Raw genomic sequence first — 24,790 nt, 5'->3', positions numbered from 1 at the left:
TTTAATAACCATTTCATTATATTAGTATATTAACTGGAAGTGTTAATTGTCATTGTATAAGTAAACTAAAAAACAGTGCATTCATTAGGCGTTTTATACAAAGGTATATGTACTATTAATGGGAAATATTAGCGATTTTATTATTAAGTTATTAATATTTGAATAAAAAAATAAGTTATTTGGGAAGATTCTATAAATCTAGAAGTCTTCCCAAAATAACTTATAAAACTGCGATTTGTTCTTTAATAATATGTGTACCTGCTTCTTCTTTAATTGCTTCTTTCAAGCTCTCTGGGTTTGTAATAATTACTCTCTTCCCTTTTTTCTCTAGGAAACTTAAGCTTGCTTCAATTTTTGGAAGCATACTTCCAGCTGGGAAATGGTTTTCTTCCATATATTGTTTTGTTTCTTCAATAGTAATTTTTTCAAGCGCTTTTTGATTAGGTTTACCAAAGTTAATGCATACTCTTGAAACACCCGTAGTAATGATTAAAGTCTCTGCTTCTATTTGTTCTGCTAATAGACTTGTAGCAAAGTCTTTGTCAATTACAGCATCAATACCTTCGTATGTATTATTTGCTGATTTTACGACAGGAATTCCCCCGCCTCCAACAGCAATAACCACAAAATCAGAATCTATTAACATTTTAATAGCATCTTTTTCAACGATATTAATTGGTTTTGGAGATGGAACAACTCTTCTATAACCGCGACCTGAATCTTCGATGAACTTCCAGTCAGGATGTTCTTCTTTCATTTTTTCAGATTGATCTAATGTAAAGAATGATCCTACTGGTTTTGTCGGATTCACAAAATTCGGATCATCTGAACTAACCTCTACTTGAGTTATTACAGTAGCTACTTTTTTGTTTAGTCCTCTTTTTGCAAATTCGTTTGTCATCGCTTGTTGAATTTGGTATCCAATACCACCTTGTGTATCTGCAACACAATTAACAAGTGGCATTGCAGGCATGCCCGCTACTTCATTTGCAATTTCAGATCGTCTTAATCCGAATCCTACTTGTGGTCCATTACCGTGTGTAACGACTACTTTATATCCCGCCTCCACCATGTCGGCAATATGGACCACTGTTTCTTGTACTGCTTCATATTGATCTTGAATCGAATCACGACCATTTTCTTTTACTAACGCATTGCCTCCTATGGCAACAATTGTTACTTCCCCCATTTGACTTCCTCCTATAATACTGAATTACTTACTTTTTAAGTAATTCAATCGATTGTTCTTTATGAGAATGATATAAAGGATTTGTTGGATCATTCTTAATTGCATTCTCTATTGCTTCAATTGCTTCCTCATGCTTTCCTAAAGATCTAAGACTATTTGCTTTATGAAAGGAGAAGTCATATCTATTTGGTTGAAGTGTTAAAAGTTTATCCATTTCAATAACAGCTTCTTCATGTCTTCCAAGTTCTCTTAAATAATTTGATTTATGGTAACGGTAGAACGTTTCGTTCGGATTGATATCACACGCTTTATCGTATTCAGCCAAAGCTTCCTCCGGTTTTTTCCATAATCTCAAACAATTTGCTGTGTAAAAATAAAAGTCTAAGTCATTTGGATTAATCGATAATGCTTTGTTGAACACTTCAAGAGCTTCTTTGTATTGTTTTAATTCTTGTAGGAAATAACCTTTATAATAGAAGTAATCCGTATTTTGATTGTCTAATTCTAATGCTTTATCCATTTCCAAAATTGCATCTTCGTACTTGTCCATTTTGGCAAATAACTTAGCATTTTTAATATACTCATTATTTTCGTTTATCTCTTTTTCAAGAATACTAACTACTTTATGTTGATTTAGCTCTTTCGCATGTTGAAGGGATGACTTTCCATCGCGATCCTCTAGATTTACATCCGCACCAGCATCTACAAGTGTTTGAATAATATCAGAATATAAGCGACCGCCATTCCCTAAAATTACTGCTTCTAGTAATGCGGACCAACCTAAATTGTTCATATGGTTTACTGGAACACCAGCATCGATACAAACTTGTACTGTCTTTAAATAACCTTTTTCACTGGAAGGTAATAAAGCTGTTCCACCAAAACGATTTACACTATTTAATTCGGCGCCACCGCTAATCATCAATCGCAGTATTTCATGAAAACCATTTGCTGCGGAGCAAATAAACGGAGATAGTTGTGTAATATCTCTCGTATTTACATCACTACCAGCTTCAATTAAGATTTTCACAGCTGCTACTTGATTTTTTTGAGTAGCTGCCATTAAAGCAGTACGTCCAGCATCGTCTTTAAAATCAACGCTAGCACCCTCTTGTAACAACTTTTCAATAGTAGAAAGATTTCCTAATTCACTCGCTTCAAAAAGTTCAATATGTAAGGATTGATTATCCACAATTTTAATCTCCTTTGTTGATCCGCAATATTATTGAGGCCCTAAACATAATTTAGGGCCAATTTCTTTCTTAATTAATGTTTTCGCTTAATGCTAGAATTGCTTTTTCAAAAGCTTCCACTGGTGGATTTGTAATTCCTGCACCAATCATTCCAATTCCCGCGTCTTTATGTGCAATCGCAGTATTAATAATTGGCATGATTCCAGTTTGAATTACTTTTCGAACATCGATTCCAGTTGGAATTCCCATGAAGTTTAATAAAGGAATCGTAACGTTTTGATTTTCAGTTGTTGTAATTTCTTTCATTTTTGTGGAGAAGCTAATTGCGTCCTCAACTGTTCCACCAACAAGTGCAACGATAGCAGGAGCTGTCGCCATTGCAAATCCACCAATTCCGTAAGTTTCAGTAATAGCACTATCACCAATATCAAGTCCAGAATCTTCTGGTTTGTATCCAGCAAACATTGGACCGATTACTTTTTGAGCTGGCCCAGTAAACCACGTGTTACCAGCAATACCACTTATACGAATACCAAATTCTACTCCATTACGAGCCATTGTTGTAACGACTGTACTGTTCTCGATACCATGAGCAGCATCTAATGCACATTTACATAGAGCCATCCAAGTTGGACCTGAGAAATAGTCACTGCTTGCTATAAACTCAAATACTTCTTTTTTCTGCTCAGTTGTAAAATCTGTTTGAATAATTAAAGGCGTTAAAGCTTGGATAAGTAATGTTGTACCCGCAATGTTACGGTTATGACACTCATCTCCCATATGAAGTGCTTGTGCAAGCATTAAACGTAAGTCAATTCCATTTTCACTTATTTTCATTGCATCTCGTAAAATTGGACCTAATACATCGCGCATCCAAATTAGACGATTAACAACACTTTCATCATTTGCACCCATACGTAAAATTTTAGATAATTGCTCACTTAAATTTGTGTACGCAATATTTCCGTATGTTTTGTTTTCAACAATATGCATAAACATAGACGCAGAAGTTACACCAGCCATTGAACCAACACAGTTGTGTTCATGACAAGGAGAGAAAGTAATTTCTCCAGATGCAGCTAATTTTTCTGCTTCTTCAATATTCTTAGCTAGTCCTTCAAATACTAAAGCTCCAGTTACTGCGCCTTTCATAGGACCATTCATCTTGTCCCAAGTAATAGGTGGGCCAGCATGTAAAATAGTTGTTTTGGTCATACCAGGAACAACATTTATCGCTTGATCAAAGCCGATTAATACAGGTTGTGAGTTAACAATTCTTTCAACTGCAAGTTTATTTGCTGCTTCAATTTTATCTGCAATTGTTTGTTCCTCTAATTTATCAAGTGCAGCAATAATTTCTGGATTACCTCTACCTGGTGGCATCCACTCTAAATGTGTTACAGAAGCATTCTGTTTTAACATGTCTTCTTTGAAGGATTCAATACCTACATTAATGACATTTATTTTTTCATTGAATAGTTCGTTAATTTTACTCATGGTTATTCTCCTTTCACAACAAATTCTCTTGCTAATAAACCTGCATTTTGACTGCTACTTGCATGTGTAGCTCCTGCAGCTAATAATTTGTTAATTTGACCTTCAATATTTTGACTATCTAATTCTGTACCAAGAATATATCCGATGATTTCTAATTGTCTTCCTTCATCTTCAGCCAGTTGTTTCGCTTCAATGATTGCTGGAAGCATTGCACCAACTGGATCTTCATGAGCACCGAAGCCTAAAACAAAGTCCATTACAATTACTCCAACAGAAGGATCTTTCGCTTCTTGGATAAATCGTTCAATACGAGTAGAAGGATCGATCATTGGATGCGGTTTACCTTGTGTAAATTGATCATCTCCAAAATCAATGAAAGTATGTTCTTGGCTTACTTTTACATCTTTTAAACGGAATTCAGGCTCTCTTTGAATGTTGCTATATACATTGTCGAATTTCTCCATAGCAATGTGCATTGCTTCGTCACAAAGTGTTCCGCCACTGAATAATCCACGAATATATTTTTGTTCTGGTTTTAATTTCGCACGTACTTCTTCTACTAGTGGAAGGTTCAATGCACGTTTATTAATTTTGCTTTCGTCAGCGCCAGCTAATAACACTGCTTTAAGCGCAGCTTCTTTAGACATTTTCGCAAAATGACCGCCAGCTTTTGTTACTTTTTCTTCATCTCCGCCAACAAACCATACAACAACAGGCTTAGAAGATTTTTTAATTTGTGCTAAAACTTTTTCTTCAACGCTTGAAGCAGGTGGTTTAGAAACTAACACAATAACTTTTGTAGCTTCGTCTTCTTGTAATGCTTTAATGCCATCAAGCATCATAATTCCGCCCACTTCTTCACTTAAATCGCGTCCACCAGTACCGATAAGTTGCGTAATTCCGCCTCCAAATTCATGAATACGAACACTTAACTCTTGGCTACCAGTTCCTGATGCACCAACGATACCGATATTTCCTTTTCTAACTGCATTAGCAAAACATAATGCAACGTTACCAATAATTGCAGTTCCACAGTCAGGACCCATCATTAATAAGCCTTTTTCATGCGCTAATTGCTTTAATGCTATTTCATCTTCAATCGAAACATTATCACTAAACATCATTACGTGAAGATTATTTTCAAGCGCTTTTCTCGCTTCTCTTGGTGCATACATTCCATTTACCGCAATAATTGCTAAATTAGCATCCGGAATGTTTTCTGCTGCAGATTTAATTGTTGAATATTTAACTTCGCTTGAACCTTTTGAAGGCGTATTTTTTTTCGTTAATAATTCTTCAATACTTTCGAAAGCGCTTTCGCACATTTCCTCGTTCTCAGCTTTTACAACGATCATTAAATCGCTTGTTCTCGCTTCTTCCACCTCTTGTGTCATAAGGCCAACGTTTTTAATTACTTCTTTATTCATTTCAGTTCCCATTGCTATAATTGCTTGCTCAACGCCTTCAATTTGGTTTGCTTTTGTTGATAAAGACATTAAAGACACGGAATCAAAATATGTGTTTGCTTTAACTACAACTTGAACAGTCATAATGAACCTCCAATTTTAATATTTATTTCTAGTCCAGTAAGAATCCCTAAAGCGATATCTGTTCCAGACGAAGATCCTATATTTAATACTTTTTTTAACGAGAGTATCAATTGCTCTTCATTTTCCTCGAACAACGCGTTCACCAATACAATGATAGACTCTCTAATTTTGCCTACAGAAGCTTTCTTTATTGCTATGTAACTAATTTCATTTGTTGCTGTCTTTGCTACTCTTTCAATTTCTTCAAAAAACCATTGATAATTAGCGAAAGGACTATTTTTTAATTGAAAAGAGGTGAACAATCCTACTAAAAAATCATCTCCAGACGGAGTTAAACCAGGGCCAAGTCCTAATAAAGAAACTGCATGTGGAATTGCTTCATGTAGTCGTTTATTACTCAGTTCGTTTACTAGTAAACCTTTTCTTTCCTGAAGCATTTTAGACATTTCTTGCTCAAATGGACTTTCATTTACAGTGTTACTTTTAATACCGCCACTCTTACCATGAATGTCGATGTATTGCTTCATTATCTTTATATTATTCTTTAAAACTCCTGTATTGGCGTGGTATGTCGGCAGTATACTTTCCCATTTTTTTGCCTTATCGATTGTTATGGACATTTTGTTTCCGATAGATATAATATTATTAACTGAATGCACTTTATCTAAGACATTAATGTCTTCGAAGACAGCTAAATCAACGATAAGGGTATTTGGCCCATTATCTATTTCATTACAGGCAATGGTATATAGTTCGCCATCCTCAAGGCATTGTATATTTACCGTGCGTTTAAAAGTGCTATGAACAAAACCATTAAGCTTTGAGTGGATAACTTTCTGAATAAAATCAATATCTCCAGATCTAGCAAATACCACTTGATTCACCTCTGTTTTCAATAACTTAATAGAATGAACAAGATTAACTTACAGGGGTAGTGCACCTCTTCTAAGTAGTACAATCCAACTCTAGGCTGTTGTTCATAATATACAAATACTTACTTAATTCTTTGACATATATCGCCTTTACATAAATACTATAGTATAGAGTACGTAGTATGGTCATCGTTTAATCAAACCAAAAAGTGTGAATTCAATTTGTGCACATTGTACAACTTAGTAGAAAGACATTTTGTCTTAGGAGTGAGAAAAATTTTGCTTACAGTTCAAGACTTATTAGAAATAAAAGCGATTGATGGACTAAAAATAGTAGCTGGCGAAAAAGGTATTAATAATGAAATATCTATTGTAAATATTATTGAGAACCCAGACGCATTTGATTGGCTTTCCCCTAATGAATTACTTCTATCGACAGGATATATTTTTAAAGATAATGAGGAGTTACAAAACAGAATTATTAAAGAACTTTCGGAGATTAACTGTGCTGGACTTGTCGTAAAAATGAAGCGGTATTTTGATAAACTTCCCCAGAACATGATTGACGAAGCAAACAAATATGGTTTACCACTTTTAGAACTACCAATGGGATACACTCTTTCAAGAGTCATATCGATCATTAATGAAAAAGCATCGGGAAGATATGATTTACTAAATAGAAAAACTTTAGACATGCATAATTTATTCTTCAGAATTACTTTGGAAGGTGGAGGAATTGAAAAAATTTCATCCATGTTGTCTGGCACGATAAATAATCCAATTATTATTGTCGATAAAAATTGGAGTTTATTACACTATACAGAACATGCCGATAACAATGTTCCACTCAGAGAGTCTCTTGATTTAACTTCTGATAAACCTATTTTTAACAAAGAATTTATTGATAGTATTCCACCTAACTTAAGTGATATGAAAAAATCTATCAAAAGAAGCTATCATTTAAAAGGTAAAAATATAATTTGTAGAGTCCTTCCTATTGCAGTTTCTCAAGATATTTATGGATACATCGTTATTTGGCAAACAGTTCACGATCTAACTGAATTTGACTATATTATTTTGCAACAAGCGTCAACAATCATTGCGCTTGAAAGAATAAAGGAGAAGGAAATTAAAGAAGTAAAATTAAAAATTAGGCAAGATTTCTATGACGACTTACTATCTGGTAAGATTACATCTCCAGAAACATTGCAAACTTTATGTGATTTGCATGGCCTAAATCCAAGCTATTCGTATTATTGTTTAGTCATCAATATAGAAGCAAATGAAGTTGAAAAATTTGAAGATATGATAATAGGTAAATATAAAATGGATAGTATTGCACAAAGTTGTGTAGATATTGTTTATGAAATGGCCTATAAATCAATCGGTGAAATTACATGTTTTTATAGAAATAATAGAATCATCGTTTTAGTAGGACAAAACGAGGATCGTGCACCGATTTCAGTTAGTGAAGCAAAGCAATATGCAACAGACTTGCATGAGAAATTAGTTAATAGATTACAGAAGTCTTTTTTGATTGGCATCGGTCAACAGTATCGTTCTATAAGCTCATTATATAAAAGTTTTTCAGAAGCAAATGAAATGATTCGACTAATGCAACAGATGAACGAAAAAAATGAAGTGTCTCATTTTGAAGATTACTCTGTTTATCATTTATTAGATTCAAATATAAACTCCTCAGAATTAGAGGATTTTTTTCAGAAATGCCTTGGTAAAATATATGAACATGATAAATTACATGCAACAAGTTATTTATCTACATTGGAAAATTACTTTTACAACAATCAAAATGTATCCGAAACATCAAAAGCAATGTTTTTACATAGGAATACTCTTATCTATAGAATTGAGAAGATTAAAGAAATATTAAATACAGATTTAAAAAGCTCAGAAGAATTGCTTAGAATACAGATTGCTTTAAAGATATTTAGAATCCTAAACAAATATATGTAAGGCATTCCAATGAAGAAACTTATAAAAGCCAATTTCGTCCATATTTAAAAAAGCAGGAGTTGGGCTTTTGAGGAACTTTATACGATTCGGGTATTTACAAGCAATTTCTTGCATTTTTCCAGTAATCATTTTTGCAGCACTTGCTTTATCAAAATTTATTAGTATTCCGTTTTTACCTCGCTATGATTTTATTTTATTTATTTGTATAGCGGCTCAAATATTGATGCTCATCTCCAAATTGGAGACATTAGATGAGTTCAAGGTTATTTGTTTATTCCACGTAATTGGCTTGGCACTTGAGTTATATAAAGTACATATGGGTTCATGGGCATATCCAGAAGAAGCGTATAGCAAGTTTTTCGGAGTTCCATTGTATAGTGGATTTATGTATGCAAGCGTTGCTAGTTACATTTGTCAAAGTTGGCGGCATTTTGATTTACACATTTACAACTGGCCAAAATCATTTTTCGCAGTAGGGATTAGTGTTCTGATTTACTTGAATTTCTTTACGCACCATTTTACGTACGATATTCGTTGGGTGTTAAAGGGTTTGCTCCTTATCATTTTTTTAAAGACATTTGTTACTTTTAAAATTAATAAGACAATCTATAAAATGCCTATGATTCTCTCTTTTCTATTGATTGGTTTCTTTATTTGGATTGCCGAAAATATCACCACATTCTTCGGGGCATGGCAATATCCAAACCAAGAAGCCACGTGGTCACTCGTTCCTATCGGGAAAATCAGTTCGTGGTTTCTACTAGTCATCATTAGTATTATCATCGTTGCTCAATTAAAAAGAGTGAAAAATATAAAATACACCGCTCACAGATAGACTATCTGTTGGCGGTGTATTTTCTTTAGTGAGAAAATGAGATTGATCGATTCTCCATATTAAAGCAACTTTTTATTAGTCCACAACAAAGTATCTAGCATCCGGATGGGCAAAGACGATTGCAGAAACGGATGCTTCTGGTTCCATCATGAATTCTTCTGTTAAATGCACACCGATGTCTTCTGGTTTTATAAGTCCAAATAGTTTTCCTTGGTCGTCTAAATTTGGGCAGGCAGGATACCCGAATGAAAATCGTTGGCCTTGATATTTTGCTGCAAATCGGTCGCGCATTGTAAAATCGGTTGCATCAGGGAAGCCCCATTGATCACGAATTTCTTGGTGAATTCGTTCGGCAAATCCTTCCGCTAGCTCTAGAGCCGTGGCTTGCAATGCGTGGCTCTCTAAAAATTTTCCTTGTTCTTTTAGTTTATTTGCTGCTTCACGCACCCCGTGTCCAGCGGTTACTAGCATAAATGCAACATAATCCATTTCTCCGCTATCTACGGATTTTAAATAGTCCGCCAAACATAGATATGGTTCTACGGATTGGCGCGGAAATGTATATCTTTCTATTTCTGTTTTCGCATCAGTCGGATCGTAAATTATCACATCATCCCCATTGGATTGGGCTGGAAAAAATTGATACATTCCCGATGGCTTTAATATGCCTGCACCTAGAAACTCCGTTACAAGTTCATGTAATTCTACGGCACGGCTATCCCCTTGTTCCAATAATTTATCACTATACCCTTTGAGTCCTAAATGATGCCCAATAAGTGTCCGCATATTAACATATGGGTATAAATGAGAGACAGAATAATCTTTCAAAACATGTCGTCGTAAGTCTTTTGGCTTGTATACTTGGACATCCTCACGCACCGTTTTTATTGGCTTCGTTAAAACTGCAACAGCTGATTTTGAAGCTCGAGTTGCCTCTGCTACTTTTCGTTTTTCTTGTTGTATAATAAGTTCTTCTAATAAGACGGTTTTATCTTCTTCGTTTTGCAAACGATTTGCAAGATCCAGTCCTTGCATTGCATCTTTTGCATATAATACAGGTCCATCATACTCTGCAGAAATCTTCGTCTCAGTAAAACGTCTGGATAATGCTGCCCCTCCAACAAGCATAGGTACATCAATTCCCGCTTCTTTAAAATCTTGCGCCGTAATAACCATTTGTTGAGCAGACTTAACAAGTAACCCAGAAAGCCCAACGATATCTGGTTTTTCTTTTCGAATGACTTCAATTAGTGTCGCTGGAGTTACCTTAATGCCAACATCTATTACTTTATATCCATTATTACTTAAAATAATATCGACTAAGTTCTTCCCTATATCATGTACATCGCCTTTAACAGTTGCAAGAATAATTTTCCCCTTACCAGAGTCATCCTCTTTCTTTTCCATGAACTGTTCGAGGTAAGCAACTGATGCCTTCATCACACCTGCACTTTGAAGCACTTCCGCTACGATTAATTGATTATCATTGAAAAGACGCCCTACCTCTGACATTCCCGCCATCAATGGCCCATTAATGACATCTAATGGAGTGTCATACATCTGAAGTGCTGCCTCCAAATCAGGGATAAGCCCTTCCTTCGTTCCTTCAATAATGTAATAAGCAAGGCGTTCGGGTACTGTTTTAGGGATATCTGCTTCTGTCTTTTCTTTCTTTTTATCACGGTAAAAATCCGTAAAATCAGCAAGTGTTTTATCGGTTGTTGTAAATAAAAGCTCGTTTGCCATAGCGATTTCTTGCTCAGGAATAGAAGCATATCGCTCCAGCTTTTCTGTGTTTACGATAGCATAATCAAGACCTGCTTGTGTGCAGTGGTACAAATAAACGGCATTAAGCACCTCTCTTCCGACCGGTGGAAGACCAAATGATACGTTACTTACTCCTAAAATAGTCAATGTACGAGGCATTTTTTCTTTTATTAAACGTATTCCTTCAATCGTTTCTATGGCGGAACCAATATATTGTTGGTCTCCTGTTCCTACTGGGAAAACTAATGGATCAAAAATAATATCTTCAGGGGCAATTCCCCACTTATTTACGAGTAAATCATAGGAACGTTCTGCGATTTCCAGCTTTCGTTCACGAGTAACAGCCATTCCCACTTCATCAATCGTTCCAACAACTACTGCTGCACCATATTTTTTAACAAGTGGCATAACAGCATCGAATCGTTCTTCTCCGTCTTCTAAGTTAATCGAGTTAATAATTGTTTTTCCTTGCGAATACTTCAATGCTTCTTCAATCACATTTTCATCAGTAGAATCAATGACAAGCGGCACTTTTACTTTTTTTACAACTTCTTTCATGAAATTTGTCATATCCGCTAGCTCATCGCGGTCTGGATTCGCAAGACAAATATCAATAACGTGCGCACCACCTTTTACTTGTGCACGTGCAATTTCTGAAGCTTCTTCAAATTTTTCTTCCACAATTAGTCTCTTGAACTTTCGTGAACCAATTACATTCGTACGCTCTCCTATAAGTAACGGGCGCATCGAATCATCATACAGTAACGGCTCGATTCCAGACACGACATGACCATGTACGTTTTCCGTTAGTTTCCGCGGCGCAATGCCTTTCACTGCTTCCCGAACTGCTCGAATATGTCGAGGAGTAGTTCCGCAACACCCACCCACAATATTTAACCAACCTTTTTCCGCAAAACCTTTTAATTTTTTCGAAAGTGATTCAGGAGATTCATGATAATGTCCTTCTTCATCGGGTAATCCTGCATTCGGATAACAGCTCACATATCCATCCGACAACTCGGAAAGGGATCGAATATGATCCGTCATAAATTCAGGCCCTGTTGCACAGTTAAGCCCCACTGAAAGTGGTTTAATATGTTCAATGGAAATGTAGAATGCTTCAATGCTTTGGCCAGCAAGTGTCGTACCCATTGGCTCGATTGTTCCTGAAATCATTATCGGAAGTTCTTTGCCTGTTTCGCTTAACGCTTTTTTTATTCCAATAGTTGCCGCCTTTACGTTCAACATATCTTGACTCGTTTCAAGTAAGATTACATCCGATCCGCCTTCGACTAAAGCTCTTGCTTGCACGTAAAAGTCATACGTTAATTCATCAAACGTAATACCGCCCGTAACAGATAATGTTTTGGTTGTCGGTCCAATTGCTCCTGCTACAAAACGTGGCCATTCAGGTGTAGAGAATGCAGCAGTGCAATTTTTGGCAATTTGCGCTGCTCGGAAATTAATTTCATATGCTTCGTTTCCAAGATCATATTCATTCAACACAACTGGCGTTCCGCCAAATGTATTTGTGCAAATGATATCAGCACCTGCCCCTAAATATTCACGATGAATTCGCTCGATGACATTTGGGTTCACAATGTTCAAATACTCATTACAACCTTCATATTCTTCCCCACCAAAATCTTCTGGAGAAAGATTCGCATTTTGTATCATCGTACCCATTGCACCATCAATAATAAGTATTCTATTTTGAAGCTGTTTTTCAATTAGATGTTTGGACATAGCTGGTTTCTCTCACTTTCTTTTCATCAATCTCTTTAATATGTTGAATTAATTCCAGTGACATATCACAACGGAAAAACGGCGTAATGATGTAAATTCCGTTAAATAATTCGGCTGCAGTATCAATCAGTTCTTTTGCAATTTGTATGCCTTCTGCTGTAGAACGCTCTTTATCTTCTCCACAAGCACGCATACGTTCGAGCACTTCATCTGATAATTTGATACCAGGCACTTCATTGTGCAAGAACTCCGAATTTCGACTGTTTGTCAGTGGCATAATACCGATGAAAATTGGTGTGGACAAATGTTTTGTTGCTTCATATATTTCTTGAATTTTTTCTTTTGTATAGACTGGTTGCGTGATGAAATAGTCAGCTCCGCACTCGATTTTTTTCTCTAGACGCTTTACTGCGCGATCGAGCACGCGAACGTTCGGATTGAATGCTGCTGCTACAGAGAAGTTTGCTTTTTTTCGAAGAGATTTTCCTGAAAATGAAATACCTTCATTTAACTGTTTAATTAATTGAAGTAATTCTAAACTCGATACGTCATAAACGCTTGTAGCTCCTGGAAAGTCTCCAATTTTTGTTGGATCTCCAGTTACTGCTAAAATATCATGAATTCCAAGCGCATCAAGACCCATTAAATGAGATTGCAAGCCAATTAAGTTGCGATCACGACAAGTAATATGTGCAAGTGGACGTATATTGTTTTGTAATTTCAGCATTGATCCCATTGCCATATTACTAATTCGCGGCGAGGCAAGTGAATTATCCGCCATTGTGACCGCATCAATTCCAGCAGCATATAGTTTTTCCGCTCCCTCTATGAAAGTGGTCGTGTCCAAATGACGCGGGGTATCCAGTTCCACAATAACTGTTCTTTCCGTTCTCGCTTTTTCATGTAGAGGTTTATTGATTGTTGGCTCTGGTTCTTGAATGATTATCTGCTTTTTAGGTGTGACTGTTTTATTTGTAATTGGTGGTAAGTTGGCAATTCTTTTTTTCACTGCTTCTATATGTTTTGGAGTAGTCCCACAACATCCACCTATCAGTCGAACACCCGCATCACGAAGATATAACGCTGCCCTCCCAAAATAATCCGCTTCCGATTCGTACACAATACGTCCATCCTCCATATCGAGCAAGCTCGCATTCGGATAAGCGGAAAGAAATGCTTTTTTAGGAAGTGTTACTCCCTCAAATGCTTGAATCGTATGATGCGGTCCGAGACGACAATTAACTCCAACGATATCTGCTCCTATTGATTCAAGCTGATGTAATGCATCATTTAGTGATAAGCCGTTTTGCAAAATTCCAGGTTCATGCATTGATACTTGAGCAATGATTGGTGTTTCCGTCATTTTACGTAAATGCGTGACCGATGCCATAAGCTCTTCAAAATCATAATAGGTTTCGAGTAGTAGCCCATCTGGGGTGCCGGATAAGAGGTGGCTAGCTTGTTGGTTAAGTGTTGCGATGATTTCATTCATAGAAGCATCACTCTTCCGAATACCACGTATCCCCCCAATCGTACCAAGCACAAATTGTTCACCTGGTGCAGCAGCTCTTTTTGCAATATGAATCGCCGCTTCATTGATTTCTTTCATTTGATTTTCTAATCCGTACCTTGCTAATTTAATCGCATTCGCACCGTATGTATTCGTTTGGATAATATCTGCTCCAGCGACAATATAATCTCGATGAATCTTCTCAATAATTTCAGGCTTTTGTATATTTAATTCCTCATTACAATAATCTATTCCATATGAATAAAGCAGTGTCCCCATTGCTCCGTCTGCAGTTAGCATATTAGTTTGTAGTTTCTCTAGTAATCCCATTCGCACTCTTCCTCTCTAAAATACAAAAAAAGCCTTCCATGAAAAGAAGGCTTTACGATTATGTAATATTCGTCCCTTCTCATCTTTCAGACTTATACAAGTCTGCTGGATTTAGCACCTGACCATTACGGCTGGTTGCTGAAGCGTCCTAGGGCCAGTCCCTCGGCTTCTCTTGATAAGAATTCACTATTCAGTTTTTTATGTTAGACATATAGTACCTTTATTGCACTAAAGCGTCAAGGCATGTTTTGAATTTTCTTGACACTTCGGGTGGGTCTATCAAGTATTCGACCGATGTTTGGTAGTTTTCGACCGATTATTTCACATATTCGACCGATGTTTACTATTATTCGACCGATTATCACTTAGATTCAACCGATAATGGCACTTATTCGACCGTTTCACGTTTTCCTTGATGCAATCTCTTTCCAATCCCACTTATAAATCGTATTTTTTGAATTGCCACTTGTTATTAAATTCATTGATTTTAAAACTCTCAATGCAGATTGTGGAGAATTTAAATGTAGAAATCTTTTGCATTGCCGATTATTAATGCTTTTCCCAACTAGCACAAACCACTCATAGATCGCTTTTTCATGGGCAAGTCGATCCACATGGCCGCAACGTAAACAGTTCCAGCCATTTTTCTTTTTTACCATTCCATGCACTTTACACTTCTCACAATATACACCAGTCAGAAGATCGTTTGGATTGATGCCCCACCTCTCGCACATTGGATATGGAAAATTAGATTGATGACTCGATACGATTCTTTCTGCTAATTTGTGCATCTCATTTACATCTAAGCACACTTTATCACGAACAATATTCCGCAAAAACACCGGTATTGTCTGATGGAGAATGCAGGTATATTTCGTAGATGGCTCCATAATCATTACTTTAGAATTCGTTAACACAATTACACCGTAGATAGGAATCTTTACCCCGTACAGTCGCAACCATTCATCGAACAAATATATATTTCGTTCAATCTGTACTTCTGGACTTTCAAATATATCTACTTTACCATCCTCATTTTCTCGCTCTAACTGGGAAGGATTCTGTTTAAAACGCAATTTCCCTCCTTTATTCTTACTCTCCAAAATCACTGCGAAATATTGGGTTAAAAACACTGTATCCATCTGAAACTTACCAAACGATTCCAAACTAACATCGTGGAGCACTACATATTGAAAAGGAAATGAGTACTTCTGGAATACCTCGTCCACACGAACTTCCCCATAAATCCCCGCCTTCGCCATATGCATTTTTGTATGAATCAATTCTTTCATCTCATGCATTTCGGGCAAACGGCGGTTCAACAACTGTAAACCAGTAAAACTATACTCGTCCGAACGCGTTTTTACTAACAATTAAACACCCCCTAACCGCATCGTATCATAAACATAAAATATGTAAATTACACTAAAGCATCGACAATTTCATTTTCTCTACAAAAAAAGGACCAAAAAAGAATTTTGGTCCTAAAAATGTATCTATAATAAAATTCTTCTAGAAATCATCTCTGCTGTTTCTTTTCCATTTTTAATACAAGCACCGATACCAACACCATAATAAGAACAGCCTGCAAGTATTACATTTGGTAGCTCAACAGATAATTTCTCATTTAATGATCTAATTGCTACGCCATGTTCTAAATGGTAATTTGGCATTTGGTCATTCCATTTCGTCACTTCCACAATTTTAGGTTCACCGCTTAGTTTTAAGCTCTTCTTTATATCCTGTAATGCAACTTGAACTAGTTCTTTCTCACTCATATGCTTCATGCTTTCAAACGCAGGATTTGAGTTCTTGTAAAACATACGAACAAGCAAATTGCTGTTTGTTGATGTATGCTGCCACTTACGGCTAGTCCACGTGCACGCATCACATTTCACATCGCTATTTTCAGATACTATAAAACCAGTACCCTCTGCTGGAAGCTGATCGTCTTGAATATCAAAACCTAAGTAAATACTAATAAGCGATGAGTTTTTCAATTTATTAAAATCTACATCTAAATCTTCATTTTGCAGTAAGGTTTGTGCTACATTATGTGGCGTCGCAAGCACAACATAGTCCGCTTCTATTGATTCATGATTAGTAAATGATATTTCATAAATAGCATCATTTCTCACAATGTTCGTCGTATGAACTCCTTTAATAATTGTCGAGTCTCTCAATTCTTCTTCCATTCGATCTATTAAGGTTGAGAGGCCACCCTTAAAGGAGATAAACTTCTTATTTGCCGCTGCTTGGAACTGCTCCTTATTGGCACCTAAACCTTTAATAATGCTGCCATATTTATTTTTATAATCAATTAAGTAAGGCAGTGTAGACGCCATAGTCAACTTGTCCAGCTTCCCGGAATAAACACCGGACAACACTGGAGCTATTTGTTTCTCCACTAGCTCTTTCCCTAAAAAGTATTCTAAAAATGATCCGATTGAGCTTTCTTTCGTAAAGCTTTCATTCGGCAAATCCAAATCTTTTAATGCTTCTTCTTTACCTTCATCAGAAACTAGTGTGCTACTTTCCAAAGATTCTTCACTTGTCGGTATTCCAAATACAGTATCCGAAGGAATTGCATGCAATTCATTGTTTGTGTAAATATACGAGATGCCTGTTGCATTATAAACAAGCTCGTCCTGCAAGTGTAACTCTTCCACTAGAGGCATCACTCCTTCATTGCGCGCAACAATAGAATCTGCTCCAACTTCCATTATGAAATCCTTTTCCTTAACCGAATGAATTTTACCACCTAAATACTCATTCGCTTCTACTAAAATCAATTCAATATCTAATGCTTTTTCTATTTTAAGTCTTTGCAAATAATGCATGGTAGAAAGACCTGTTATTCCTCCACCTACGACAACTATTTTTTTCAAAACATTCACTCCCTGTTAGTCAAATTTGCCTTGGCGTAATTGCATTCAAATTATGCACATGAAGCAAGGTAAACTCCATTGCAAAATCTAATGCATACGCAGGAAACCTTACTCTTCTAAAAGAAGTTCGTAATGAATTCTAAATAAGGTTAATCCGGAATTACTAGCTATTCTTAGTATAAGCGCTTTTAAAGGTAACTGGTATGACATACCTCACAATTCTTCCTCGATTGATTTAAAAATACACAATAGTTTTCTATTTCGTCAAATTTACAAATAGACTCGATCCTATTTTAGAATAGAACCGAGCCTACTATTTTTCACCAATTTACTTTTACTCCACATTTAAATCTTTATAAAAATCATCTACAATTGGAAAAATATCAGGATTTGAATGGTAATAATATTTCCCGATTTTATTCAAATAGAACTTAAATTCCTTATCACCTTCGTACAGTCCGATGCTATATCGCCAACCTAATTGTTTTTCTTGGTTTGCTTGTGGCGTAAACTGAATATCTTTTATTAGTGACATCAATTCATTGATGGTCGTACCGTTTGTAATCGTTTTTGAAGAGCCTGTGCTTCCATCTGTCAGTACGATTTTATCAACTTCCTTCATGCCTTCCCCTGTATAAATCTCTTGTAAAGATTTTGTTTTAGCACCACAACCCGCTAATAATAACAAAACCAAAATTATGTAAGCTTTTTTCATTCTTTAAACGGTCGAATCACTGCCCGTACTGGACTGCCATCTGCCCCTTGTATCTTTAGTGGAAGTGCAATCAGTTCATAATCACCTGGCGACACATCTTGTAATAATAAATTTTCTAATATGTGTACTCCATGTTGATAAAGTGCGTGATGGGTTGATAATTCTTTATCGTCTAATGCATCGACAGAAGGATGATCAACTCCTATTAAAAAGATTCCTTTTCCTTGCAAGAAAGCCCCAATATTTTCTTTTAATACGGGAATCTTTGGTGGGAAATGCTCTACGCATGTTTTTTCGGTTGTTTTTAATAGTAAACGTTCCACCCCATCAAGTTCAACTGCTTCCAATTCTTCTTTTCCAATGAAATCAAACCCTGTCATATCCACTACTCTAGCACGGCCTATATAAATATTGACGTCAAGCTGTTCAATCGTCGGTGCGTCATTGTCAAAGTGGAAAGGTGCATCGGCATGTGTCCCCGTATGCACGCTTGTTGTGAATCGTCCAATATTGACCGAACCAGTCTGTTCTTTTGAATAGGCTATGTCAAAGTGAAATGGTGTGTCACCCGGCCAAGTGCCGATTTTATTCGAGAATGGTTGTGAAATATCAATCCACCGGTTATCCATTGGCTTCCTCCTTTATAAGTTTGTTCGCAAATCCCATAACTCCGGGAAAAAACGATGATCGAGCACTTTACGTAAGTAATTGACACCTGATGAACCACCAGTTCCTTTTTTAAAGCCAATAATGCGTTCGACTGTTTTCATATGACGAAAGCGCCATTGCTGTAACCAATCTTCCACATCTACAAGTTTTTCTGCTAATTGATATAGATTCCAGTACTTATCCACGTTTTGATAGACTTCTTTCCATGCATTAGCGACCGTTTCATCTCCCCCATAAGTTACGGAAAAGTCCCGGTTCACCACCATTGGGTTCAAATCAAATCCTGCTTTAGCTAATGAAAGTATCGCAACATCGTAAATACTTGGTGCGTTATACGCTTTCTCAAGTTCCTCGTATAACTCAGTATCTTTTTCATAGATTTTAAGTATATGCTTTGTTTTATAACCGAGTGCAAATTCAATTTGTCTGTATTGAAAAGATTGAAATCCAGATGCTTTTCCTAACTTATCACGAAACTCTAAATACTCAGCAGGAGTTAATGTTGATAACACATCCCATGCTTGAATAATTTGCGTTTGGATTTTCGTTACACGCGCAAGCATTTTGAAAGCACCTTGCATTTTATCCGCTTGAATTGCTTGAATGGCACTCGTTAATTCATGCAATAGTAACTTCATCCAAAGCTCACTCACTTGATGAATGATAATAAATAGCATTTCATCGTGATGGCCAGATAACCGTTTTTGACTAGCCAAAATACTATCTAATTGCAAATAATCTCCGTACGTCATATCATTCTGAAAATCAGTATAAATTCCCTTTTCACTTTTCAAATTATCATGAGTCTCTGAAATATCCTTCGACATTCTAGCCCTCCTATTTTTAAGCGATAACATCTCGTTTGTTTTCGTACTTTTTATATAACTCTTCCTTCATTATTTTCTTTAATATTTGCACGGTTTTCCATACATCTTGGAATGAGTTATATAGCGCGATTGGTGCTAAGCGAATCCCATTTGGCGAGCGAAAATCTGGGATGACTTGATGCTCTTTTAAAGCTTTGCAAATCCGCGCCGCTTCTTCATGGACTAAATAAATATGACCTCCGCGACGATCGTGATCCAGTGGATTTGCAATAGTAAATTGATATTCACTTAGCTCTTCTTCTATTAGAAAGATCATATAATCAGTTAACTTTAGTGATTTGTTACGTATTGCATCCATACCAACTTCTGCAAACATTTCTAGTGATCCATAAAGTGGAGCTGCACTTAATATATTCGGCGTGCCAATTTGGTATGCACTAGCATCCGATGCTGGTGTAAACTCGGTTGCTAAATCAAATTGCTTTTCTTTATCCGAGCCGAACCAACCAGCAAGACCAGGCTTTTGCCCAAAGTGTCTACGATTCACATATAATCCACCAGTTGACCCCGGTCCACCATTTAAATGTTTGTAGTTACACCAAAAAGCAAAATCAACGTCCCATTCATCTAGTTGATGTGGAACAGAGCCAATTGAATGACATAAATCAAAGCCAATTAAAATATTCCGTTCATGCGCCGCATGAGTAAGCGTTTTCATTTTTACGATCTGTCCACTTCGATACAACACACTTGGTAAGACAATCAATGCCACATCATCTGTCATTGCTTCAATAATATCTTCCTCTGTTAACATATATCCATCACGACTTTTCACAAATTTCATATGGTTCTCAGCATCAAACCCATGCATGGACAATTGACTACTTATTGCATATAAATCAGATGGAAAGTTTAATTCATCCGCCAATATTTTAGTACGTTCTCCTGTAGGTTTATAAAAACTAGCTATTAATTGGTGTAAATTTGTTGTCGTAGAACCAGTTATAATGACTTCTTCTTTCAGTGCTCCAATTAGCGGCGCACACATTTCACTTAACGTTTCGGAAAAATAAAACCAAGGATGCTCTCCTCGCGTCCAACCATCAATTCCATATCTTTTCCAAGAATCGAGTATTGTTAACAGTGATTGTTCCGCTCTTTTGGATAATAACCCTAAAGAGTTTCCGTCCATATACAGTACACCCGGCTGTACATAAAATTCATCCCGATAAATTTTCAACTCATCTAGCTCATCTAACTTCTTTGCATAACTGATTGTTAAATTCTTAACCAAGTGTCTCCCACCTTCATAAAAACCGAATTTTCTTTCTATTTATATAAATCATATGTTTTAAGAGTACGAGTGTCAATAAACGTATGGGAGAACTATCCGATTGTGGTTGAGGGCTATTGCAGGTTGCCAATTAACGCAAGCAATGGTTTTGGGACCAATTACACCTATTCCATTGAAAATAATAAACTCCTCTATTAATAAGTATTAATAAAGGAGTTTATATTATTCTTAAGCATTAGGCATTTCATTGGACATACTATTAAAGGATTCCGGCATCTCATATGCCACCAAGGTAACTCCTAATTTAGTTTCTAATTCATTTAATTCCTGCAGCTGCTCCTGATCAAGATTTGCAAATTTACTTTCGTCCATAAAAATCGCATCCTTTCTTTAGTCTTAATGTGTCCATTATGATAAGGATTATGAATCTTTATTTTCAAAAACAATATTCCCTCTACAAATCGTTTTTAGAATATGTAAATCTTTGGTTAACAAAACTACATCAGCATCATAACCTTCCGCTATATAGCCTTTATGCGTTAACTTTAATTGTTTAGCAGCATTAGCAGAGGACATCGCAACAAGTTCTTGCAAAGTACAGTCCGTAACATCTCGAATATTGCGAACGGCTTGATCCATTTTCAGTATACTTCCAGCTAAAGCTCCATTCGAAAGATGTGCACCTTGTTCTGTTACTTGAACTGTTTGTCCACCTAAGTCATAATCTCCGTTTGACAATCCTTTTGCTCGCATCGCATCCGTGATCAATATAATTCCGGTTGCACTTTTTAAACGATAAGCCATTTTTACTGCATTCGGATGACTATGAAGAAAGTCGGCAATGATCTCCGTCCTAATTTCCTCTGCCATTAGAACACTACCAACAACACCGGGTTCACGGTGGTGAAAAGGGCGCATTTGGTTAAATAAATGAGTTGCTTGATTTGCACCTAGCTTAATCGCCTTTTCCACTTCCTCTGAAGTAGCATCTGAATGGCCTATGGAAACAATAATCCCCTGCCTACAAATAGTCTCTACAAATTCAAAACCATTCGTTACTTCAGGTGCTACCGTAACTTGCTTTATACAGTTACCACTTAGTTGTTGCCAAAGATTAAACTGTTCTAGGGAAGGGTCAAGAATATGTTCAATTGGTTGTGCGCCAACACGTTTTTTAGAAATATAAGGACCTTCAAGATGAATTCCTAAAACCTCTGCTTCGTCTTCCTTACTTTCAAAACGATTTATGTTTGCTAAGGCAGCCTCTATACCCTTAGTTGTTTGTGTCATCGTAGTTGGTAAAAAACTAGTCGTACCCTCTTTCACTAAAGAACGTGCCATCCCTCTAAGCGATTCCTCTGTTCCATCCATTGTGTCAAAGCCAGCCGAACCGTGAATATGCATATCAATAAATCCAGGTAACAAAAAACTAGAAGTTCCATTAATTTGTACATCAGCTTGTATTGAGAGATTAATACCTATTTTTTCGATCTTTCCATTTTTAAGAAATAAATCACTTACAAATTTTTGATCATGATTCACTATTGTCACATTTGAAATTAGAATTGTTTTTTCCACAGTTTACAACTCCTAAAACTCTTTATTAAAAAAGCTGTTTAATGAAGGACGTATCCTTGTTAAACAGCTTTTAAAACAATCTTAATATTATTTTCGAATTTTTTCTATTTCATCCGCTACAAATTGTACACTTGTTCCAACAATTACTTGAATACTTGTTGGACCAACAACGTTAATACCTGGAACTCCTGTATCTTTAATTTTTTGTTGATCGACGTTATCCATATTTTTTACCTCTACACGTAACCGAGTTGCGCAATAATCAACAGAAACAACGTTAGAATCCCCACCTAAGCCCTCATAAATATTAGTTGCCAAGATAGAAAATTTATAACTAGACGAATGTTGAACAGTTTCTTCATCTTCTTCCGACTCATCTCCTCTTCCTGGTGTTTTCAAGTCGAATTTAATGATTAAGTATCGGAATAAGAAATAATAAATTACTCCAAAAACTAACCCTTGAAGTAATAACATAAGCGGTAGATTTGCAATAGGTATACGCAGACTTAAAACGTAATCGATAAACCCTGCACTAAATCCAAAACCCGCAGTCCAATGAAACGATGCCGCTATGAATAATGAAATACCAGTTAAAGCCGCATGCACAATATAAAGTGCTGGAGCTAGGAACATAAATACAAATTCAATTGGTTCTGTAACACCAGTAAAGAAGGAAGCAAATCCAGCTGCTAACATTAAAGCGGCAATTTGTTTTTTTCTATTTGTTTTAGCAGTATGATACATCGCAAGTGCCGCTGCTGGTAATCCAAACATCATTATTGGGAAGAAGCCAGCCTGATACATACCTGTGACTCCTTTGACACCTTTACTGGCCCAAAAATTCCCAATATCGTTAATACCAATTGTATCAAACCAAAATACAGCATTTAAAGCGTGATGCAAACCAGTAGGAATAAGTAGTCGATTAAAGAATCCATATAATCCTGCGCCAACTGCACCCAGTCCACTTATTGATTCTCCAAACGATACTAATCCGCCATAAACGATTGGCCAAATAAAGAATAATGCACCTGAAACTACTAACATGGAAACTGCAGTAACGATAGGTACAAATCGCTTTCCACTAAAGAAAGCTAAGAAATCTGGTAACTTCACATGACTATATCTATTGAACATAATCGCAGCAATAATTCCAGAAATTATCCCAATAAATGCATTATCAATTTTCCCAAAAGCTACGTTTACATTAGCAGGATCGACACCTTGTAATAAGGCTACTGTATTTGTTGAAAGCATTGTCGTTACAACTAGAAAAGCCACTAAACCACTTAATGCAGCAGAACCATCTTTTTCCTTCGCCATTCCTAATGCTACTCCAACCGCAAATAGGATCGGAATATGGTTAATAATCGAAGCCCCTGCTGTAATTAGAAATGCTGCTAATACATTTCCTGACCCCCAACCATCATGGTCAATCCAATATCCTATACCCATCAAAATTGCCGCTGCCGGTAATACAGCTACCGGTAGCATTAAAGAGCGTCCGAGCTTTTGTAAATATTTCATCATAACAATCCCATTCCCCTTTTCATCGTTATGCGATAAATAATTTGAAAAATATTAAATGATTGCGTTATACAAAGTTTTACTTGCAAAATGTCTATGCGAATATTCTATTTCACACCCCTATTCATTACCTTGTAAAAAATCACCTCCTTATTTGCACTTTATTTTGGAGAAGTTGTCATCAATAATGTTTCACCCATAATACATTCTTTTGCTACTTCATATTGAACTTCTCTTTCATCACTATTCGTAATAACAATAGGTGTTATTACACTGCTGGCATGTTCTCGAATATAGTCCCAATCTACTTCTATGAGTAACTGCCCGTTAGAAACTCGTTCACCCTCATTAACGAAAACTGTAAAGCCTTGTCCTTTTAAAGAAACCGTTTCTAGACCAATATGAATAAGAATTTCCGTCCCATCATTTGAACGAAGAGCAATTGCATGTTTGGTTCCTGATAGGTGAATAACTGTGCCGTCTATTGGAGAATGGATGCTTCCTCCTCTTGGCATAATTGCAACTCCTTCACCCATCATTTTTTGACTAAAGACAGGATCTGGAACTTGATCTAGTGAAAGTATTTCCCCAGTGATAGGTGCATAGATTTGTAATTTACGTTTCTTAAAAAGTTTTGTAAACATGCTGATTAACTCCTTTATATTCATCTTTAGGGAAACTCAAAAAAATCGTATACCTCATTTATATTGTGTAATGACAACAGAAAGAACAAAAAAACAGGAGATAAACGAAAAGAAATATCAGCTTCTTTATCCTTGGATGCAACCTATTTTTATTGATAAACAAAAGAAAGTACCAATTCATTATT

General features: G+C 36.3%; 19 protein-coding genes and 1 riboswitch. Of the genes, 2 read left to right on the top strand and 17 right to left on the bottom strand.

Going from position 1 to position 24,790, the window contains the following annotated elements; all coding sequences use genetic code 11:
• Window positions 1-220: 220 nt before the first annotated feature.
• From arcC to ACFVR1_RS13990, 5 genes are all read right to left on the bottom strand, one after another.
• Window positions 221-1,189, bottom strand: coding sequence for a carbamate kinase (arcC, locus tag ACFVR1_RS14010; protein WP_387584869.1), 969 nt, complete (start codon window positions 1,187-1,189; stop codon window positions 221-223).
• A gap of 28 nt (window positions 1,190-1,217) precedes the next feature.
• Window positions 1,218-2,381, bottom strand: a complete 1,164-nt coding sequence (locus tag ACFVR1_RS14005; protein ID WP_387584867.1) for an ankyrin repeat domain-containing protein — start codon at window positions 2,379-2,381, stop codon at window positions 1,218-1,220.
• A 70-nt stretch (window positions 2,382-2,451) separates the two neighbouring features.
• Window positions 2,452-3,879: a YlbE family protein gene (locus ACFVR1_RS14000; RefSeq protein ID WP_387584866.1), complete on the bottom strand. Its 1,428-nt coding sequence runs from the start codon at window positions 3,877-3,879 to the stop codon at window positions 2,452-2,454.
• 2 nt (window positions 3,880-3,881) lie between these two features.
• Entirely contained in the window at window positions 3,882-5,429 is a 1,548-nt protein-coding gene (gene fdrA / locus ACFVR1_RS13995; RefSeq protein ID WP_387584864.1) for an acyl-CoA synthetase FdrA, read from the bottom strand.
• Complete coding sequence (locus ACFVR1_RS13990) at window positions 5,426-6,304, bottom strand: oxamate carbamoyltransferase subunit AllH family protein (protein WP_387584862.1); 879 nt, start codon at window positions 6,302-6,304, stop codon at window positions 5,426-5,428. Before ACFVR1_RS13990 ends, fdrA begins: the two co-directional genes overlap by 4 nt.
• Before the next feature lie 276 nt (window positions 6,305-6,580).
• On the opposite strand from ACFVR1_RS13990, the gene ACFVR1_RS13985 reads away from it, so the two are divergent.
• Complete coding sequence (locus ACFVR1_RS13985) at window positions 6,581-8,275, top strand: PucR family transcriptional regulator (RefSeq protein ID WP_387584860.1); 1,695 nt, start codon at window positions 6,581-6,583, stop codon at window positions 8,273-8,275.
• A gap of 67 nt (window positions 8,276-8,342) precedes the next feature.
• Window positions 8,343-9,110, top strand: a complete 768-nt coding sequence (locus ACFVR1_RS13980; protein ID WP_387584859.1) for a DUF817 domain-containing protein — start codon at window positions 8,343-8,345, stop codon at window positions 9,108-9,110.
• 75 nt (window positions 9,111-9,185) lie between these two features.
• Here ACFVR1_RS13980 and metH read toward each other — a convergent pair whose 3' ends face one another.
• The 12 genes from metH to ACFVR1_RS13920 form a co-directional block, all read right to left on the bottom strand.
• Complete coding sequence (metH, locus tag ACFVR1_RS13975) at window positions 9,186-12,623, bottom strand: methionine synthase (RefSeq protein ID WP_387584857.1); 3,438 nt, start codon at window positions 12,621-12,623, stop codon at window positions 9,186-9,188.
• Window positions 12,604-14,463 carry a bifunctional homocysteine S-methyltransferase/methylenetetrahydrofolate reductase gene (locus ACFVR1_RS13970; RefSeq protein WP_387584855.1) on the bottom strand — a complete coding sequence of 620 codons (1,860 nt, stop codon included), beginning with the start codon at window positions 14,461-14,463 and terminating at the stop codon, window positions 12,604-12,606. The genes metH and ACFVR1_RS13970 overlap by 20 nt, the downstream gene beginning before the upstream one ends.
• Before the next feature lie 76 nt (window positions 14,464-14,539).
• Window positions 14,540-14,645: riboswitch (SAM riboswitch) on the bottom strand.
• Window positions 14,646-14,864: 219 nt separating this feature from the next.
• Complete coding sequence (locus ACFVR1_RS13965) at window positions 14,865-15,836, bottom strand: nuclease-related domain-containing protein (RefSeq protein ID WP_387584853.1); 972 nt, start codon at window positions 15,834-15,836, stop codon at window positions 14,865-14,867.
• A 123-nt stretch (window positions 15,837-15,959) separates the two neighbouring features.
• On the bottom strand, window positions 15,960-17,351 hold the full coding sequence (locus ACFVR1_RS13960) for a protoporphyrinogen oxidase (RefSeq protein WP_387584851.1): 1,392 nt from the start codon (window positions 17,349-17,351) through the stop codon (window positions 15,960-15,962).
• A 334-nt stretch (window positions 17,352-17,685) separates the two neighbouring features.
• Window positions 17,686-18,066: a hypothetical protein gene (locus ACFVR1_RS13955; protein WP_387584850.1), complete on the bottom strand. Its 381-nt coding sequence runs from the start codon at window positions 18,064-18,066 to the stop codon at window positions 17,686-17,688.
• The gene (gene kynB, locus ACFVR1_RS13950) at window positions 18,063-18,695 is read right to left on the bottom strand and encodes an arylformamidase (RefSeq protein ID WP_387584848.1); all 633 of its coding nucleotides are present in this window, start codon (window positions 18,693-18,695) and stop codon (window positions 18,063-18,065) included. Before kynB ends, ACFVR1_RS13955 begins: the two co-directional genes overlap by 4 nt.
• A gap of 12 nt (window positions 18,696-18,707) precedes the next feature.
• On the bottom strand, window positions 18,708-19,562 hold the full coding sequence (kynA, locus tag ACFVR1_RS13945) for a tryptophan 2,3-dioxygenase (RefSeq protein ID WP_387584846.1): 855 nt from the start codon (window positions 19,560-19,562) through the stop codon (window positions 18,708-18,710).
• A 16-nt stretch (window positions 19,563-19,578) separates the two neighbouring features.
• Entirely contained in the window at window positions 19,579-20,856 is a 1,278-nt protein-coding gene (gene kynU, locus ACFVR1_RS13940; RefSeq protein WP_387584844.1) for a kynureninase, read from the bottom strand.
• Between the two features lie 228 nt (window positions 20,857-21,084).
• Window positions 21,085-21,228: a hypothetical protein gene (locus ACFVR1_RS13935; protein WP_387584842.1), complete on the bottom strand. Its 144-nt coding sequence runs from the start codon at window positions 21,226-21,228 to the stop codon at window positions 21,085-21,087.
• Window positions 21,229-21,276: 48 nt separating this feature from the next.
• Window positions 21,277-22,434: an N-acetylglucosamine-6-phosphate deacetylase gene (gene nagA / locus ACFVR1_RS13930; RefSeq protein WP_387584841.1), complete on the bottom strand. Its 1,158-nt coding sequence runs from the start codon at window positions 22,432-22,434 to the stop codon at window positions 21,277-21,279.
• Window positions 22,435-22,521: 87 nt separating this feature from the next.
• Window positions 22,522-23,964: an N-acetylglucosamine-specific PTS transporter subunit IIBC gene (gene nagE, locus ACFVR1_RS13925; protein ID WP_387584839.1), complete on the bottom strand. Its 1,443-nt coding sequence runs from the start codon at window positions 23,962-23,964 to the stop codon at window positions 22,522-22,524.
• A 158-nt stretch (window positions 23,965-24,122) separates the two neighbouring features.
• Window positions 24,123-24,605 (bottom strand): PTS sugar transporter subunit IIA, encoded by a 483-nt coding sequence (locus tag ACFVR1_RS13920; protein WP_387584837.1) that lies wholly within the window; start codon window positions 24,603-24,605, stop codon window positions 24,123-24,125.
• Window positions 24,606-24,790 lie beyond the last annotated feature (185 nt).

This window comes from Psychrobacillus sp. NPDC058041 (genome assembly GCF_042885655.1).
In the GTDB taxonomy this organism is placed as follows: Bacteria; Bacillota; Bacilli; order Bacillales_A; family Planococcaceae; genus Psychrobacillus.
Note: the sequence above shows the minus strand (reverse complement) of the source record. Positions and strands in the feature narration are given on the sequence as shown.